General features: G+C 70.5%; 13 protein-coding genes. 7 read left to right on the forward strand and 6 right to left on the reverse strand.

Going from position 1 to position 16,400, the window contains the following annotated elements:
* Positions 1-95: 95 nt before the first annotated feature.
* Positions 96-1,643, reverse strand: a complete 1,548-nt coding sequence (locus U4Z31_RS19775) for a sigma-70 family RNA polymerase sigma factor (RefSeq protein ID WP_321811161.1) — start codon at positions 1,641-1,643, stop codon at positions 96-98.
* 308 nt (positions 1,644-1,951) lie between these two features.
* On the opposite strand from U4Z31_RS19775, the gene U4Z31_RS19780 reads away from it, so the two are divergent.
* Entirely contained in the window at positions 1,952-2,386 is a 435-nt protein-coding gene (locus U4Z31_RS19780) for a hypothetical protein (RefSeq protein WP_044843995.1), read from the forward strand.
* A 33-nt stretch (positions 2,387-2,419) separates the two neighbouring features.
* The gene (locus U4Z31_RS19785) at positions 2,420-3,220 is read left to right on the forward strand and encodes an SH3 domain-containing protein (RefSeq protein ID WP_321811162.1); all 801 of its coding nucleotides are present in this window, start codon (positions 2,420-2,422) and stop codon (positions 3,218-3,220) included.
* A gap of 211 nt (positions 3,221-3,431) precedes the next feature.
* Here U4Z31_RS19785 and ilvD read toward each other — a convergent pair whose 3' ends face one another.
* The 4 genes from ilvD to U4Z31_RS19805 form a co-directional block, all read right to left on the reverse strand.
* Positions 3,432-5,291 (reverse strand): dihydroxy-acid dehydratase, encoded by a 1,860-nt coding sequence (gene ilvD, locus U4Z31_RS19790; RefSeq protein WP_044842880.1) that lies wholly within the window; start codon positions 5,289-5,291, stop codon positions 3,432-3,434.
* 313 nt (positions 5,292-5,604) lie between these two features.
* Positions 5,605-6,627, reverse strand: coding sequence for an Ldh family oxidoreductase (locus U4Z31_RS19795; protein ID WP_321811163.1), 1,023 nt, complete (start codon positions 6,625-6,627; stop codon positions 5,605-5,607).
* The gene (locus U4Z31_RS19800) at positions 6,620-8,212 is read right to left on the reverse strand and encodes an aldehyde dehydrogenase (NADP(+)) (RefSeq protein WP_044842882.1); all 1,593 of its coding nucleotides are present in this window, start codon (positions 8,210-8,212) and stop codon (positions 6,620-6,622) included. The genes U4Z31_RS19795 and U4Z31_RS19800 overlap by 8 nt, the downstream gene beginning before the upstream one ends.
* A gap of 71 nt (positions 8,213-8,283) precedes the next feature.
* On the reverse strand, positions 8,284-9,909 hold the full coding sequence (locus U4Z31_RS19805) for an APC family permease (protein ID WP_044842883.1): 1,626 nt from the start codon (positions 9,907-9,909) through the stop codon (positions 8,284-8,286).
* Positions 9,910-10,513: 604 nt separating this feature from the next.
* Between U4Z31_RS19805 and U4Z31_RS19810 the strand changes: the two genes are divergently transcribed.
* The 4 genes from U4Z31_RS19810 to U4Z31_RS19825 all read left to right on the forward strand — a co-directional run bounded on the left by U4Z31_RS19810 (position 10,514) and on the right by U4Z31_RS19825 (position 14,199).
* Positions 10,514-11,446, forward strand: coding sequence for a 4-hydroxyproline epimerase (locus U4Z31_RS19810; RefSeq protein WP_124485087.1), 933 nt, complete (start codon positions 10,514-10,516; stop codon positions 11,444-11,446).
* Positions 11,443-12,570 carry an FAD-dependent oxidoreductase gene (locus tag U4Z31_RS19815; protein WP_321795138.1) on the forward strand — a complete coding sequence of 376 codons (1,128 nt, stop codon included), beginning with the start codon at positions 11,443-11,445 and terminating at the stop codon, positions 12,568-12,570. The genes U4Z31_RS19810 and U4Z31_RS19815 overlap by 4 nt, the downstream gene beginning before the upstream one ends.
* A 109-nt stretch (positions 12,571-12,679) precedes the next feature.
* The gene (locus tag U4Z31_RS19820; RefSeq protein WP_321811164.1) at positions 12,680-12,913 is read left to right on the forward strand and encodes a 2Fe-2S iron-sulfur cluster-binding protein; all 234 of its coding nucleotides are present in this window, start codon (positions 12,680-12,682) and stop codon (positions 12,911-12,913) included.
* Complete coding sequence (locus U4Z31_RS19825) at positions 12,910-14,199, forward strand: FAD/NAD(P)-binding oxidoreductase (RefSeq protein WP_321811165.1); 1,290 nt, start codon at positions 12,910-12,912, stop codon at positions 14,197-14,199. The genes U4Z31_RS19820 and U4Z31_RS19825 overlap by 4 nt, the downstream gene beginning before the upstream one ends.
* Before the next feature lie 45 nt (positions 14,200-14,244).
* On the opposite strand, the gene U4Z31_RS19830 is transcribed toward U4Z31_RS19825, so the two are convergent.
* The gene (locus tag U4Z31_RS19830; protein WP_044842887.1) at positions 14,245-15,189 is read right to left on the reverse strand and encodes a LysR family transcriptional regulator; all 945 of its coding nucleotides are present in this window, start codon (positions 15,187-15,189) and stop codon (positions 14,245-14,247) included.
* 164 nt (positions 15,190-15,353) lie between these two features.
* Between U4Z31_RS19830 and gtdA the strand changes: the two genes are divergently transcribed.
* A complete protein-coding gene (gtdA, locus tag U4Z31_RS19835) occupies positions 15,354-16,400 on the forward strand; it encodes a gentisate 1,2-dioxygenase (protein WP_321811166.1) in 1,047 nt (348 codons plus the stop codon).

Here is a 16,400-nt window from a genome sequence, read left to right on the forward strand (position 1 = left end):
CGAACAAAACTTGATGTGCGTCAATAGCAAACGTTGCACGGGCGGAAGCGGGCCGCGCACGTTCGTGCCGGGTCGCGGCACGAACGTGCGATGTGTCACGCTTCGAGGAACGTCTGCGCGCCTTCCGCCTCCGCGGCCGTGCGCAGCGCGGCGAGCGCGCGCTTCTCGATCTGCCGCACGCGTTCGCGCGACATGCCCGCGTCCTGCGCGATCGCGTCGTAGGTGTCGGGCTCGGCGCCGCCGAGGCCGAACCGGCGGCGCAGCACGTCGGCCTCGGCCGGTGTGACCGAGCGCAGCAGCGACGTCACGCATTCGCGCATCCGCGTGTCGGCCAGCTGCTCGAACGGGCTCGCCGATGCCTGGTCCTCGATCAGGTCGACGAGGCCGGCGTCCGCGTCGGGCAGCGGCGTGTCGAGCGACACCGGCTCGGCAGGGAGCGCGAGCACCGCGCGCAGCTTGTCCTCGGCGAGCCCGGTTTCGGCCGCGAGTTCGGCCGGCGTCGCGCGCCGGCCGGTGCGCTGGCGGAAGCGCAGTGCGTGCCGATGCACGCGCTGGTACTGATCGCCGACGTGCACCGGCACGCGGATCGTGCGCGCGCGATCGGCTACCGCGCGCGCGACCGCCTGCCGGATCCACCAGGTCGCGTAGGTCGAGAACTTGAAGCCGCGCCGGTATTCGAACTTCTCGATCGCGCGCATCAGGCCGAGGCAGCCGTCCTGCACGAGGTCGGGCAGGTCGACGCCGCGGTTCATGTACTTGCGCGCGATCGACAGCACGAGCCGCAGGTTCGCCTCGAGCATCGCGCGCGTACCGTCGCGCACCTTCTGCTGGCCATCGCTCAGCGCGGCACCGAGCGCACGCCGCGCGACCGTGTCGAAGCACGCGGCGTCGGTGCCCGCGGCGGTGTCCGTCGCGGCGGCCAGTGCGCGCACGACGCGGCTTGCGTCGTCGACGGCCGGTGCCACCCACGCGAGCGAACCGAGCAGCGCGGCCAGACGGTTGCGCGCGTCGCGGTATTCGGCCGAGCGGCAGCCCTGCACGTGCAATGCGCGGCGCACGGCCATCACCGCGTCCTGCAGCGTGTCGTAGCGTGCAGGCACCGGTGCGTTGCCTTCGCCGTCGCCGATGTCATCGCCGTCGTTGGCGGCCGCGCCGGTTGCGCTCGTCGCGCCGTGGCGCGCGAGCAGCGCCTCGACGGCCGCCGGACAGCCGGCGAGCGCGTGCAGGATCTGATGGCGGCCCGTTTCGATCTCGCGGGCCAGCACGATTTCGTCCTCGCGCTTGAGCAGGGGCACCGCATGGATGCGCCGCATGTAGAGCGCGAGCGGATCGGTCGATGCGCTCGTGCCGCGGGCCAGATCGCCGAGCAGCGCACGGCCCTCGTCGAGCGCGTCGCGATCGACGTCGACCGGCGCCGCACCGGCGAACGGCACCGGCGCGGCCGGCTCGTCGAGCACGGCGATGCCGATGTCCGCGAGCGCGGCGCGCACGACGTCCAGCGCGTCGGGGCTGTCGCTTTCCGGCGGCAGCGCGTCGACGAGGTCGGCGTGCGTCAGATAACCCTGTTCGCCGGCAAGCGCCAGCAGCTGGATGATCGGATCGAGGGGCGTGTCCGCCCGAAGCGTGGGGCGTGGCGTAGTCATGTCGATGGCGGCGTGAGCCGCGTTCCTGTCTGGGCGGGCCGAAGTCCGCGGGTTTCAGGCTCCCGGAGGCCGCGAACGCCCGTCCGCGCCGGCCAGCCTGACTCGATGTTCAAGTTGAGGGCATTTGCGTCAACTTCAACGTCGGCGCGGCTGACGCGCGAGCATGCGGCATGCCCGCCCGGTTGCGACCCGCATTCGATCCGTGGAAACAAAAAGTAACGGATCAAACCCGCAGAAATATGCGGGGGACGTAAGCTAGAGTCAGGCGCGCGCCACGCAGCGACGCGCGGATTCCTTCGGAGCATGAAATGAACCCGATTTCCGCCGCGAGGCCTGCCGTCATGGCGCTGGCCATGCTCGCGCTGAGCGGTTGTTATTACACGAGCCCGTACGGCTATGCGCCGTATTACGCACCCGTGCCTGCCACGGTTTCGCAGCGCGAACTCCCGGCAGCGCCGGCAAATGCCGGGCCGGTCGTCCCGTCGACACCCGCGGTGCCGGCCGTGCCGCCGCCGGCGGACGATTACGCCGACGCGCCGGCTCCGGTCTATGCCGCGCCGGTCTATGTGCCTTACCCGGCCTACTATCCCGCGTATTACCCGGGCTGGTACGGGCCGCCCGTCACGATCGGCCTCGGCTTCTGGGGGCATTGGGGCGGCGGCTACCGCGGCGGGTACTGGCGCCGTCCCTGGGGCGGCGGCCACTGGGGAGGCGGGCATTGGGGCGGGGGCCATCGACACTGACCGACGCGCGGCGGCACCGCGCGGGAGAGCAACATGAGCAACACGATCATCCGAAGTCTGTGCGTCGTCCTGTTCGGTGTCGCCGCGATACCGGGCCTCGCCGACGCGCAAAGCAGCGCCTATACGAATTCCGGGGCCGAAATCTATGCGGGGCCGGCGCCCGATTATCCGGTCGTCGCGCAGGTCCCGCCCGGCACCGCGCTGGACGTGTTCGGCTGCCTCAGCGACTACTCGTGGTGCGACGTTGCGCTGCCGGGCGTGCGCGGCTGGATCGACGCGGAGCAGCTCGACTATCCGTACCAGGGCAATTACGTGCCGTTGCTCGAATACGGCGCGATCATCGGGGTGCCGGTGACCGGGTTCGCGATCGGCGCGTACTGGGACCGCTATTACCGCCACCGGCCGTGGTTTCACGATCGCGACCGCTGGGAGCATCGTGCCGAGCCGCGCATCGGCCCCGGCGGGATGCCGCCGGCCTACGGGCGCCCGCAGCCGGGCGGGCCGGTTCAGCGCGCGCCGGGCGGCGAGCCGCCCGAGCGGCATGATGCACGGCCGTCGGCCACGCGCGGCGGCTGGAACGGCCCGAACCGCGCGCCGGCGCCGCAGGCCGCGCCCGCGCCCGCGCCGATGCCTGGCGCGGCTGCCCGTCAGCCGGCGCCCCCGCCGCAATCGTCACCGCCCGCACCGAGCGGTGGCGCGGCCCGGATGATGGTGCCGCCGACGCATCAGGGTGGTGGAGGTTACGGCGGCGCACGGCCGCAGGGCGGTGGAAACGGCGGCGGGAACCACGGCGGTGGCGGGGGTGGAGGCAGCAGCGACGAGTTTCGCCGTTGACCGGCCGACGGCAGCGGGGTCGCGGCCCTTGGCCTGCGCCGGACGAAAAACGGATCGGTCGGCTCGCTCATCGCGCCCCTGCAAGCCTGTTCCTGAAAAAACGAAACCCCACGCTCCGAAAAACGTGGGGTTCGTCAGCAGTCCGATGCCGCTCCGGAGAGCGGCTCCCGATCGAGGCGGGCGGGCCCGTCGTCCGGCCCGCCGCCGCGCGTCAGTCGTCGAGCAGCGACAGGTCGCGCACGGCGCCCTTGTCGGCCGACATCACCAGCTTCGCATAGGCCTTCAGCGCGGCGGACACCTTGCGCGGGCGCGGTTGCGCCGGTTTCCAGCCCTTCGCGTTCTGCTCCTCGCGGCGCCGTGCGAGCTCCTCGTCCGAAACGAGCACGTCGATCGTGCGGTTCGGGATGTCGATGCGGATCTTGTCGCCGTCGCGCACGAGGCCGATCGCGCCGCCCGCCGCCGCTTCCGGCGAGCAGTGACCGATCGACAGGCCCGACGTGCCGCCCGAGAAGCGGCCGTCCGTCAGCAGCGCGCATGCCTTGCCGAGGCCCTTCGACTTGATGTAGCTCGTCGGGTACAGCATTTCCTGCATGCCGGGGCCGCCCTTCGGGCCTTCGTAGCGGACGATCACGACGTCGCCGGCCTTGACCTTGTCGTTCAGGATGTTCTCGACCGCTTCGTCCTGCGACTCGGTCACGTGGGCCGAGCCCTCGAACACGAGGATGCTTTCATCGACGCCGGCCGTCTTCACCACGCAGCCGTCGAGCGCGATGTTGCCGGTCAGCACGGCGAGGCCGCCTTCCTTCGAGAACGCATGCTCGTACGAGCGGATGCAGCCTTCGGCGCGGTCGAGGTCGAGGCTCGGCCAGCGCGTGTCCTGGCTGAACGCGACCTGCGTCGGGATCCCGGCCGGGCCGGCCAGGTAGAACGTGCGGACCGCTTCGTCTTCGGTGCGGACGATGTCCCACTGGTCGAGCGCGTCCTTCAGCGACGGCGCGTGCACTGTCGGCACGTCGGTGTGCAGCTTGCCGGCGCGGTCGAGCTCGCCGAGGATCGCCATGATGCCGCCGGCGCGGTGCACGTCCTCGATGTGGTACTTGTTCGTGTTCGGCGCGACCTTGCACAGCTGCGGCACGCTGCGCGACAGGCGATCGATGTCCTTCATCGTGAAGTCGATGCCGGCTTCCTGCGCGATCGCCAGCAGGTGCAGGATCGTGTTGGTCGAACCGCCCATCGCGATGTCGAGCGTCATCGCGTTCTCGAACGCCTTGAAGCCGACCGAGCGCGGCAGCACGCGCAGGTCGTCCTGCTCGTAGTGCTGGCGGGTCAGCTCGACGATGCGGCGGCCGGCGCGCTTGAACAGCTGCTCGCGATCGGCGTGCGTCGCGACGACCGTGCCGTTGCCGGGCAGCGACAGGCCGAGCGCTTCGGTCAGGCAGTTCATCGAGTTCGCGGTGAACATGCCCGAGCACGAACCGCAGGTCGGGCACGCCGAGCGTTCGACTTCGGCGACGTCGGCATCCGAATACGACTGGTCGGCCGCGATCACCATCGCGTCGACGAGGTCGAGCTTCTTCAGTTCGATGGCCTTGGTGACCGGGTTCGCGAGGCGCGTCTTGCCGGCCTCCATCGGGCCGCCCGACACGAAGATCACCGGGATGTTCAGGCGCATCGCGGCCATCAGCATCCCCGGCGTGATCTTGTCGCAGTTCGAGATGCAGACCATCGCGTCCGCGCAGTGCGCGTTCACCATGTATTCGACCGAGTCGGCGATGATGTCGCGGCTCGGCAGCGAGTAGAGCATGCCGTCATGGCCCATCGCGATGCCGTCGTCGACCGCGATCGTGTTGAATTCCTTCGCGACGCCGCCGGCGGCCTCGATCTCGCGCGCGACGAGCTGGCCGAGATCCTTCAGGTGCACGTGCCCGGGCACGAACTGCGTGAACGAGTTGACGACCGCGATGATCGGCTTCGAGAAATCGTCGTCTTTCATGCCGGTGGCGCGCCACAGCGAGCGCGCACCTGCCATGTTGCGGCCGGCGGTGGAAGTTTTGGAACGGTATGTGGGCATGGTATGACTGAAGAAATATCGCGGAAAAGGGTGGAGGCACGGGAATAAAGGCCTCTCGCGCGCCCGTGCGAACAACCTCTTGAGCTGCGCCCTGGGCAAACCGGACGATTATCCCACAGCCGCCGGGCGTGCGGCGCCCGCGGGCGCGGGTGGCGTGGTGCGCCGGACAGCGCTTCGGTGCGCCGAGCGTGAAGGCGAACCGGGCGCACCAGGCACGAAGGCGGACGCCGGCCATCGCCGGCGGAGCCGGGCGGCGGCGTCATCGCCCGTTCTGCCGACGATGAAGCCGTGCGCCGTACCCGCCGATCGCGCGTCAGTCGAGCAGCGTCAGGATTTCGTCGTACAGCGTCTTCGGAATCCGCACGCCGTGCGCGATGCTGCGCGCGCGGGCATCGAAGCGCCGTTGCGACGGCAGCCGCGCGCCTTGCCCGGTGATCGACGCGAACATCCGCTCGCCGCGCGCGAGGCCTGCGTCGAGCTCGTCGCCGAGGAACACCTTCGGGTCGAACGCGATCACGAGTTCGCCGTGGCACGGCGTCGCGCCGACGCCTTCGTCGAAATCCATCGACTCCCGGCTCGTCATGTCGCCGATCAGCGCGCCGCCGAGCAGTTCGACCATCGCCGCGAGCGCCGAACCCTTGTGCCCGCCGAAGGTGCGCATCGCGCCCTGCAGCGCGGCCTTCGGGTCGGTGGTCGGCTGGCCATCGGCGTCGATCGCCCAGTGCGGCGGGATCGCCTTGCCCTGTTTCGCATGCAGCTCGATGTCGCCGCGCGCGATCGCGCTGGTCGCGAAGTCGAACACGAACGGCACGCCGTCCGGGCGCGGCCACGCGAATGCGATCGGGTTGGTGCCGAACACCGGTTCGCGGCCGCCTTCCGGCGCGACCCAGCTGTGGCTCGGGTTCATCGCGATGCCGGCCAGCCCCTCGGCGGCGATCGCCTCGACCTCGGGCCACAGCGCCGAGAAGTGGTAGCAGCGGTTGATCGTCATCGCGGCGATCCCGTGCTGCTTCGCCATCTCGACGAGCACCGGCAGGCCGGTCTCGAAGCTCAGCAGCGAGAAGCCGCGATGCGCGTCGACCGAGACGATCGACGACGACAGCCGGCGCAGCGTCGGCACGGCCTGCGGATCGACCTTGCCTTTCTTCAGCGAGCGCACGCACACGAGCAGCCGGTACACGCCGTGCGAGTGGCACTCGTCGCGCTGGCCCTGCGTGATCACGCTGGCGATCGCCTGCGCGTGCGCAGCGGACATCCCGTGGTGCGTCAGCACCCGCAGCGCGAGTGCGTGCACCTCGTCGAGCGACAGGACGACTTCGGCGAGCGGCTCAGACATCGCGCGCTTCCCGCGGCGCGGGCACGCCGTCGATGCGTTGCGGCACGTTCAGCGGGTTGCCGTTGCGGATGGCGTCCGGCAGCAGCGCGTCCGGCACGTCCTGGTACGACACGGGGCGCAGGAAGCGCTCGATCGCGCGTGCGCCGACCGACGTCGTGCGCGTGTCGGACGTGGCCGGGAACGGGCCGCCGTGCACCATCGCATGACCGACCTCGACGCCCGTGCCGAAGCCGTTGACGAGAATGCGGCCGGCCTTGCGCTCGAGCGTCGGGCGCAGCGCGGCGAACAGCGCGGCGTCGCCGTCGGCGAGATGCGCGGCGATCGTCAGCTGGCCTTCGAGCGACTTCAGCACGCGGTGCAACGTGTCGGCATCCGGGCAGCGCACGATCAGCGACGCGGGGCCGAACACTTCGTCGCGCAGTTCGGGGTGGGCGATGAACGCGTCCGCCGACGTCGCGAACAGCGCCGCGCGCGCCTGGTAGCGGCCGCCTTCCACGCCTTCCGCGAGCAACTCGACCGCGTCGTGCGCGCGCAGGGTGGCCACGCCTTGCGCATAGCTCGCGTGGATGTGCGGGGTGAGCATCGTCTGCGCGGCGGTCGCCTGCACGGCGGTGGCCGCCGCGGCTTCGAACGCGCGCAGCGCGGGGCCGTCGACCGCGAGCACGAGGCCCGGGTTCGTGCAGAACTGGCCGGCGCCGAGCGCGAGCGACGCGACGAATTGCGGCGCGATCGTGTCGTGGCGCGCGTCGAGCGCGGCCGGGAACAGCAGCACCGGGTTGATCGAGCTCATTTCCGCATAGACCGGAATCGGCTCGTGGCGCGCGGCCGCGATGTTCATCAGCGCGACGCCGCCGCGGCGCGAGCCGGTGAAGCCGACGGCCTTGATGCGCGGATCGGCGACGAGCGCCTGGCCGATTTCACGCGACGCGTCGAACAGCAGCGAGAACACGCCGGCCGGCAGCCCGCATTCGCGCACGGCCTGCTGGATCGCACGGCCGACGAGCTCGGACGTGCCCGGGTGCGCGGAGTGCGCCTTGACGATCACCGGGCAGCCGGCCGCGAGTGCCGATGCCGTATCGCCGCCCGCGACCGAGAACGCGAGCGGGAAGTTCGACGCGCCGAACACGGCGACCGGCCCGATCGCGACGTTGCGCAGGCGCAGGTCGACGCGCGGCAGCGGCTTGCGGTCCGGACGGGCCGGGTCGATGCGCGCATCGACGTAGCCGCCGTCGCGCACGAGCGACGCGAACAGCGCGAGCTGGCCGACCGTGCGGCCGCGTTCGCCTTCGATGCGTGCGCGCGGCAGCCCCGTTTCGGTGACGCAGCGCTCGATCAGGTCGTCGCCGAGCGCCATGATGTTGCGGCCGATCGCGTCGAGAAACGCGGCGCGTTGCTCGGGGCCCGTTTCGCGATACGTGTCGAAGGCTTCGTCGGCGAGCGCGCAGGCCGTCTCCAGGTCGTGCAGGCTCGCGCCGCCGAACGCGGGCTCGAGCGGTTCGCCGGTCGCGGCGGCGATCGCGTGAAGGGTGCCGTTCTGTCCGGCGACGGCCGACTGGCCGATCAGGAGCTGACCTGTGAGTTGCATGGTTCTTCCTCGGAAAATGCGGGGCCGGGCGTGATGCGCCCGGCCGGAGTGGAAAGGGGAAAGCGGGTGCGTCAGTCTTCGTCGTCTTCGAGCTGCAGCTTGTCGGAACGGATGCCGGTGTTGGCGCCCCAGTAGAAGATCACGAGCGCGACGGCCGCGACGACGACCGTGTCGTACGGATGCGCGAGCTGGCCCGTGCCGCCGAAGCCGCCGAAGTACGACAGCACGATCATGGCCGCGTAGAACGCGATCAGCCACGCGGACGAGCGCACCTGTTCGGCGATGCTCAGGTGCGCGGTCGGCACCCAGCGGCGGCACGCGAGATAGATCACGAACATCACGATCTGCAGGCCGAGCAGCCAGGACACCGTGCTCCAGCCCGACCAGTAGACGATCAGCGCGGCGATCACGAACGACGCGGGGCCGGTGATGCCGAACGCCACCGCGCGGAACGGCCGCGGCAGGCCGGGCGCGGTGCGGCGCAGCGCGGCGACCGACACGGGCGCGACCGCGTAGCTCAGCACGAGCGCGGCCGACACGATGTTGATCAGCGCTTCCCACGACGGGAACGGCATGGTCCAGAAGATCGCGAGGCCGAACGTGAGCCACAGGCCCGCGCGCGGGATGCCCGACGCTTCGTCGACACGCGTGAACACCTTGAAGAACGTGCCCGTCTTCGCCCAGCCGTAGACGACGCGCGGCGTCGCGTTCATGTAGATGTTGCCGCAGCCGCTCGGCGAGATCATCGCGTCGGCCACCACCATCACCGCGAGCCAGCCCACGCCGAGTGCGAGCGCGATGTCGCGGTACGGCAGCGAGAAGGCCTTGCTCACGTCGTGCCAGCCGGCGGCCAGCATGTCGGTCGGGATGCTGCCGATGAAGGCGAGCTGCAGCAGCACGTAGATCAGCGTGGACAGCAGGATCGACAGGATCAGCGCGATCGGGATCGTGCGCTGCGGATTGCGCACTTCGCTCGCGACCGACACGATCGGCGTGAGGCCGAGGTACGCGAAGATGATGCCGCCGGCCGACACGGCCATCTCGATGCCCGGCATGCCGAACGGCGCGAAGCCGTGCATGGTCAGGTTGGCGGGCTTGAAGAACGTGAACAGCACCGCGATCACCGACAGCGGCACGATGAACTTGAAGATGCTGATGATGTTGTTCGCCTTCGCGAACGTCTTCACGCTCGAATAGTTCAGGTAAAAGAACAAGCACAGCAGCGCGGCCTGCACGAGCCAGCCGAGCGTGGTCGGGTCGCTCGAGCCGGCCTTGGTGAGACCGGGAAACCACGCGGCCGCATATTGGCGCGCGGCGACCACTTCGATCGCGATCAGGCTCGAGAACGCGATCAGCGTGATGAAGCCCATCAGGTAGCCGAGCAGCGGGCCGTGCGAGAACACCGGGTAGCGGACCACGCCGCCCGCGCGCGGCAGCGCGGCGCCGAGCTCGCAGTAGACGATGCCGAGCAGCAGCACCGCGAAGCCGCCGAGCAGCCACGAGAAGATGCCGGCCGGGCCGGCGATCGTCGACACGTGACTCGCGGCGAACAGCCACCCCGAACCGAAGATCGCACCGAGGCCGATGAACGTCAGGTCGGTCAGCGACAACTGCTTCTTGAATTTGCCGTGACCGCCGTCGGCGGGCACGGAACGGGAAAGCGGGACGGACGGGTGGGTGTTGCCTTGGCCTGGCATGGGTTTGTCTCCTGGGAAATATCGGTGCAGGTGTGGCTTGCGCCGCGCTCCGACGGAGCAGCGGCGCAACACCTGCCGGCCGGCGTGCGACCGGTTCGAGCGACCGGCGCGGGCCGGGGACCGATCATGCGCGGCGCGGGTTGGCGCCGCAGCGAACGGCCCGCGCGAGCCAGGCCGGACCGGAAGCGGCGATGCGACGGGGGATGCCGTTGCACCGCCGGGGGGGAAATCGGTCAGCGGTTCGCCCGGTTCCGTCCGGCGCGGTGCGCGGCGTCGAAAGGGGTGGAAGCGCCCGGTGCGAACCGGTTGCTGAGGGCGGGGAAAACTCCGGTCCGCTGGATGGCGTTTCGGCTCACTGCAATCTCCTGCTTCGTATCGGTCGACGACAGGCGTGTCGACGTGCAACCAGTATCGCCGTGCAAACACCCATCACGCTTGAGCCGGATCGCGGAGCAAAATGACGAAATCGGCACAGTGGCCGGAAGGGCCGCGAAGGGCGCTTCTCACTGTGCCGATTTCGTCGCCGTCCTTATCGAAAAGCCACAAGCGGACGGACGCGCGACGGAGGAAGCTATGCTCTTTTCCCCACATCGGACGGCTCATGATGAAGCGCATCCAGATCATCGATTCGCACACGGGCGGCGAACCCACGCGGCTCGTCGTGTCCGGCTTCCCCTCGCTCGGCAACGGCACGATGGCCGAGCGCCGCGACGTGCTCGCGCGCGAGCACGATCGCTATCGCACCGCGTGCATTCTCGAGCCGCGCGGCAGCGACGTGCTGGTCGGCGCGCTGCTGTGCGAGCCCGTGTCGCCGGAGGCGGCGGCCGGCGTGATCTTCTTCAACAACAGCGGCTATCTCGGGATGTGCGGGCACGGCACGATCGGCGTCGTGCGCACGCTGCATCACATGGGCCGCATCGAGCCGGGCGTGCACCGGATCGAAACGCCGGTCGGCACCGTCGAGGCGACGTTGCACGACGACCTGTCGGTCAGCGTGCGCAACGTGCTCGCGTATCGCCACGCGAAGGCCGTCGATGTCGACGTGCCGGGCTACGGCCCCGTGAAGGGCGACATCGCGTGGGGCGGCAACTGGTTCTTCCTGATCAGCGATCACGGCCAGCGCGTGGCCGGCGACAACGTTGCGGCGCTGACCGCCTATTCATCCGCGGTGCGCGCGGGGCTCGAGCGCGCGGGCATCACCGGCGCGAACGGCGGCGAGATCGACCATATCGAACTGTTCGCTGACGATCCCGAGCACGACAGCCGCAGCTTCGTGCTGTGCCCGGGCCACGCGTACGACCGTTCGCCGTGCGGCACCGGCACGAGCGCGAAGCTCGCGTGCCTCGCGGCCGACGGCAAGCTCGAGCCGGGCGTCGTGTGGCGGCAGGCGAGCGTGATCGGCAGCGTGTTCCAGGCGAGCTATGCGCAGGCCGACGGCGGCATCGTGCCGACGATCCGCGGCAGCGCGCACCTGAGCGCGGAAGCGACGCTGCTGATCGAGGAAGACGATCCGTTCGGCTGGGGCATCGTGTCGTGAGCGAAATCAGGACCGACGTCGTCGTGATCGGCGCCGGCATCGTCGGCGCGGCGTGCGCGCACGAACTCGCGCAGCGTGGGTTGCGCGTGCTCGTCGTCGATGACGCGAGCGGCGGCGCAACCGGCGCCGGCATGGGGCACCTCGTCGCGATGGACGACAACGCGGCGGAGCTCGCGCTGAGCCATTACTCGATCGAGCTGTGGCGCGCGCTCGCCGGCGAGATGCCGGAAGGCTGCGCGTACCGCAACTGCGGCACGCTGTGGCTCGCGGCCGATTCCAGCGAGATGGACCTCGCGCGCACCAAGCAGGCGACGCTCGCCGCACATGGCGTCGCGGGCGAACTGATCGACGCGGCGACGCTGGCGCAACTCGAGCCGATGCTCCGCGCGGGCCTCGGCGGCGCGCTGAAGATCCCCGGCGACGCGATTCTCTATGCGCCCGTCGCCGCGAGCTGGCTGCTGCAGCGCGCGCCGGGCATCACGTTGCGGCGCGAGCGCGCGGTGGCGGTCGATGGTCCGAGCGTGACGCTCGCGAGCGGCGACACGCTGCGCGCGGAACGCGTGGTCGTCGCGAACGGCGTCGCCGCGCGCACGCTGTTGCCCGAGCTGCCGCTGCGCCCGAAGAAGGGGCATCTGCTGATCACCGATCGTTACCCGGGCCAGGTGTCGCACCAGCTCGTCGAACTCGGCTATGCGGCGAGCGCGCACGCGAGCGACGGCACGTCGGTCGCGTTCAACGTGCAGCCGCGGCCGACCGGCCAGCTGCTGATCGGCTCGTCGCGCCAGTTCGATACCGAGGACGCGCGCATCGAGCCGCCGGTCCTCGCGCGCATGCTGCGCCGCGCTGTCGGCTATTTGCCCGACCTGGCCGACCTGAACGGGATTCGCGCGTGGACGGGTTTCCGTTCCGCGAGCCCCGACGGTCTGCCGCTGCTCGGCGAACATCCGGCGCGGCCGGGCGTATGGCTCGCGGTCGGGCACGAAGGGCTGGGCGTGACGACCGCGCCGGGCAGTGCGCGGCTCGTCGCCGCATTGATGACCGGCGAGCGGCCGCCCATCGACATCGAACCGTATTTGCCGGGACGTTTCCTGACGACGTCCCCCGTAGCTGGAGCGCTGACATGAAACGACCCCCACGCACACTTCGTTCGCCGTCGACCGGAGTTGGCGCTTCAGCGCTTACCCCGGTCCCATGCAAGGCGCCCCCCGCGGGGGCGGCCCGCCGGAGGCTCACATGATCATTCATCTGGACGGCCGCGCGCTGACGGTGGCCGACGGTGCGACCGTCGCGGCCGCCGTCGCGGCGAGCGGTGACGACACGACGCGCGTGTCGTGCACGGGTGCGGCGCGCGCGCCGTTTTGCGGTATGGGCATCTGCCAGGAGTGCAGGATGACGATCGACGGCCGCCGCCGCCTGGCTTGCCAGACGCTGTGCCGCGACGGGAAGCGGGTGGAGCGCACGCGATGAGCACGGCGAAACAGGAACGACTGAGCGTCGACGTCGCGATTGTCGGCGCGGGCCCGGCCGGGCTGTCGGCGGCGCGAGCCGCCGCACGAAGCGGCGCGACGGTCGCGATCGTCGACGACAATCCGCGCGCGGGCGGGCAGATCTGGCGCCAGGCGGCGGCCGCGACGCCGGTGCCGGCCGCGGCGGAACGCCTGGCCGTGCTGCGTCAGCCGAACGTCACGCATCTCGCGGCCACGCGCATCGTGGCCGAAACGCAGCCGGGCACGCTGCTGCTCGAGGACGACGAGCGCGGCTTCCTGCTCGAATTCCACACGCTGATCGTGTGTTGCGGTGCGCGCGAGCTGCTGCTGCCGTTCCCGGGCTGGACGCTGCCGGGCGTGACCGGCGCGGGCGGCCTGCAGGCCCTGATCAAGTACGGCCACGACGTGCGCGGGCAGCGCACGGTGATCGCCGGCAGCGGCCCGCTGCTGCTCGCGAGCGCGGCGACGGCCCGTCAGGCCGGCGCGCAGGTGTCGCACGTGCTCGAACAGGCGGCGTGGAGCGACGTGGCCGGTTTCGGCGCGGGGCTTTGGCGCTGGCCGTCGAAACTCATGCAGGCGGCGAAGCTCGTCACGGCAGCCTACCGGCCCAATGCCCACGTCGTCGAGGCGTTCGGCGACAAGCGGCTCGAACGCGTGCGGATCCGGCAGGGCGAGCGCGAGTTCGAGGTCGACTGCGACAGGCTCGCGTGCGGCTTCGGCCTCGTGCCGAACACCGTGCTGCCGAGCCACCTCGGCTGCCGGATAGAAAACGGCGCGGTGGTGGTCGACGCGCATCAGCGCACGAGCCGCGACGGCTGTTTCGCGGCGGGCGAGTGCACGGGTGTCGGCGGCAGCGAACTGGCGATGGTCGAAGGCGAAATCGCCGGCTACGCGGCCACCGGGCAGACGGCGCCGCTGGCCGAGCGGATTGCGCGGCGCGCGCACTGGCAGGCGTTCGCGGATGCGGTGCGCGAGCGCTTCGCGATACGCGAGCCGATTCGCAAGCTCGCGCGCCCCGACACGCTGCTGTGCCGTTGCGAGGACGTGCGCTTCGACGCGGTCGCAGACGCGGCCGCGCCTGCGCCGGGCTGGACGGCCGCGAAGCTGCAGACGCGCTGCGGGATGGGCGCATGCCAGGGCCGCGTGTGCGGCGCGGCTGCGCAGGCGCTGTTCGGCTGGACGCCGCCGGTGCCGCGCACGCCGCTCGTGCCCGCGCGAGTCGGCACGCTGATGCTGGACGACATCGCGTCCTGCGACGGCGCCTGATGCGCCACGGCGCAGCGCCCGGTTCGCGCCGGGTCGCTGCGTCGCTCACTCCGCCTTCACTTTCTCCCATCCGCCCACCTGCGGCGCCGCACAGGCACGCAGGCACTCGATCGCGGCGGCCACGGCCGCGCGCTTCGCGCTGTCCGGATGCCAGTAGATCGACACCGCGCCCTGGCCCTCGAGCCGCATCGGCAGGATGCGGATCGCGTTCAATTGCTCGAAGCGCCGCGCGGCACGATGCGATGCGACGCCGAGCAGGTCGGTGTTGTTCAGCAGCGTGAGGTTCAGGATCGACGAATTCGATTCGACGCAATGCGGCGGTTGCACGCGCCCGGCGGCCGTCAGCGCGACCTGCAGCGCGTTGTGCACGGGGGTGCCGGGCGGCCAGACGATCCACGAGCAGGCCAGCACCTCGTCCCAGCCGACGGATGCCGCGCCGACGAGCGGGTGATCGGGCCGCGCGACGAACACCACCGGATCGACATACAGCGCTTCGGCGTGCAGGTGCGGATCGACGGACGCAGACCCTGAACGGCCGACGACGATGTCCAGCTCACCGCGCGCGAGCTGCGGCATCAGCTGGTTCATCGTGCTCTCCGCGAGCCGCACCTGCGCGCGCGGCATCCGCTTCAGCAACTGCGATACCGCGAGCGGCACCGTATCGGCGGCCGCGACGCCCGACGTGCCGATCGTGACCAGGCCGCTGCCGCCTTCGCGCAGCGCGGCCATGTCGTCGCGCGCGACGTCGAGCTGCGCCTCCACGCGGCGCGCATGCTCGATCAGCGCGTCGCCGTAGGCCGTCGGCCGCAAGCCGCGCGCATGCCGCTCGAACAGCGGCAGGCCGACATCCTCCTCGAGTTCCTTCAGCCATTTCGACAGCGCCGGCTGGGTGGTCGCGAGCGCAGCCGCCGACTGGCTCAGGTTGCCCGTGCTGGCCAGGCTCAGCAGGACCTGCAGGTGCCGCAAGCGCAGCCGGTGGGTCCAGTCCATCGCACGCTCCGTATCGGAAGGTATATCCGAATCAATATGGATTAGATGATTTCACCATTTTACCGGGTATGTCTGCGTCGAATATAAATGCGCTAACGGACTGCGGCACGCGGTCCCCGACCCGACACAGCGCCGACCGCGATCGGCCGCCCCAAGGAGACATCATGACCAGCCGACACCCGGATACGTCGCGCGCCGATTACTACGTCCGGATCGCCGAGCAGCGTCTCGCGCCGTTGTGGGAATCGCTGCACAACCTCGTGCCGAAGACGCCGCAGCCGGCCGCGCAGGCCGCGATCTGGAAGTACGCGCGGGTGCGCGACCTGGTGATGCAGGCCGGCAGCGTGATCAGCGCGGAAGAAGCCGTGCGCCGCGTGCTGGTGCTGGAGAACCCGGGCCTGCCCGGCAAGTCGAGCATGACGCCGACCCTGTACGCAGGCCTGCAGCTGATCCTGCCCGGCGAGATCGCGCCGAGCCACCGCCATACGCAGTCGGCGCTGCGCTTCATCATCGAAGGCAAGGGCGCATGGACCGCGGTGAACGGCGAGCGCACGACGATGCATCCGGGCGACTTCATCATCACGCCGTCGTGGGCGTGGCACGACCACGGCAACCCGGCGGTGGAAGACGGCGGCGAGCCGGTCGTGTGGCTCGACGGGCTCGACATTCCGCTCGTCGCGAACCTCGACGCGGGTTTCGCCGAAAACCATCCGACGGCCGAGCAGCCGGTGAGCCGCGCGGAAGGCGACAGCTTCGCGCGCTTCGGCCACAACATGGTACCGGTGCGGCATCGCGCGAGCGATCCGACGTCGCCGGTGTTCAGCTATCCGTATGCGCGCACCCGCGACGCGCTCGACGCGCTGTACCGCAACGGCGAACTCGACGCGTGGGACGGCGTGAAGCTGCGCTACGTGAACCCCGCCACGGGCGGCTGGCCGATGCCGACGATCGCGACCTTCATGCAGTTCCTGCCGGCCGGCTTCGACGGCCGCACGTATCGCAGCACCGACGCGACGATCTACTGCGTCGTCGAAGGCAGCGGCACCGCGCACGTCGGCGGCGACGCGTTCGCGTTCGAGCCGCACGACATCTTCGTCGTGCCGTCGTGGGCGCCGGTGCGGCTGTCGGCGTCGGCCGACAGCGTGCTGTTCAGCTATTCCGACCGGCCGGTGCTGTCCGCGCTGAACCTGCTGCGCGAAGCGCGCGACTGA

Origin of the sequence: Burkholderia sp. BCC1985 (assembly GCF_905339915.1) — a bacterium.
Classification (GTDB): domain Bacteria; phylum Pseudomonadota; class Gammaproteobacteria; order Burkholderiales; family Burkholderiaceae; genus Burkholderia.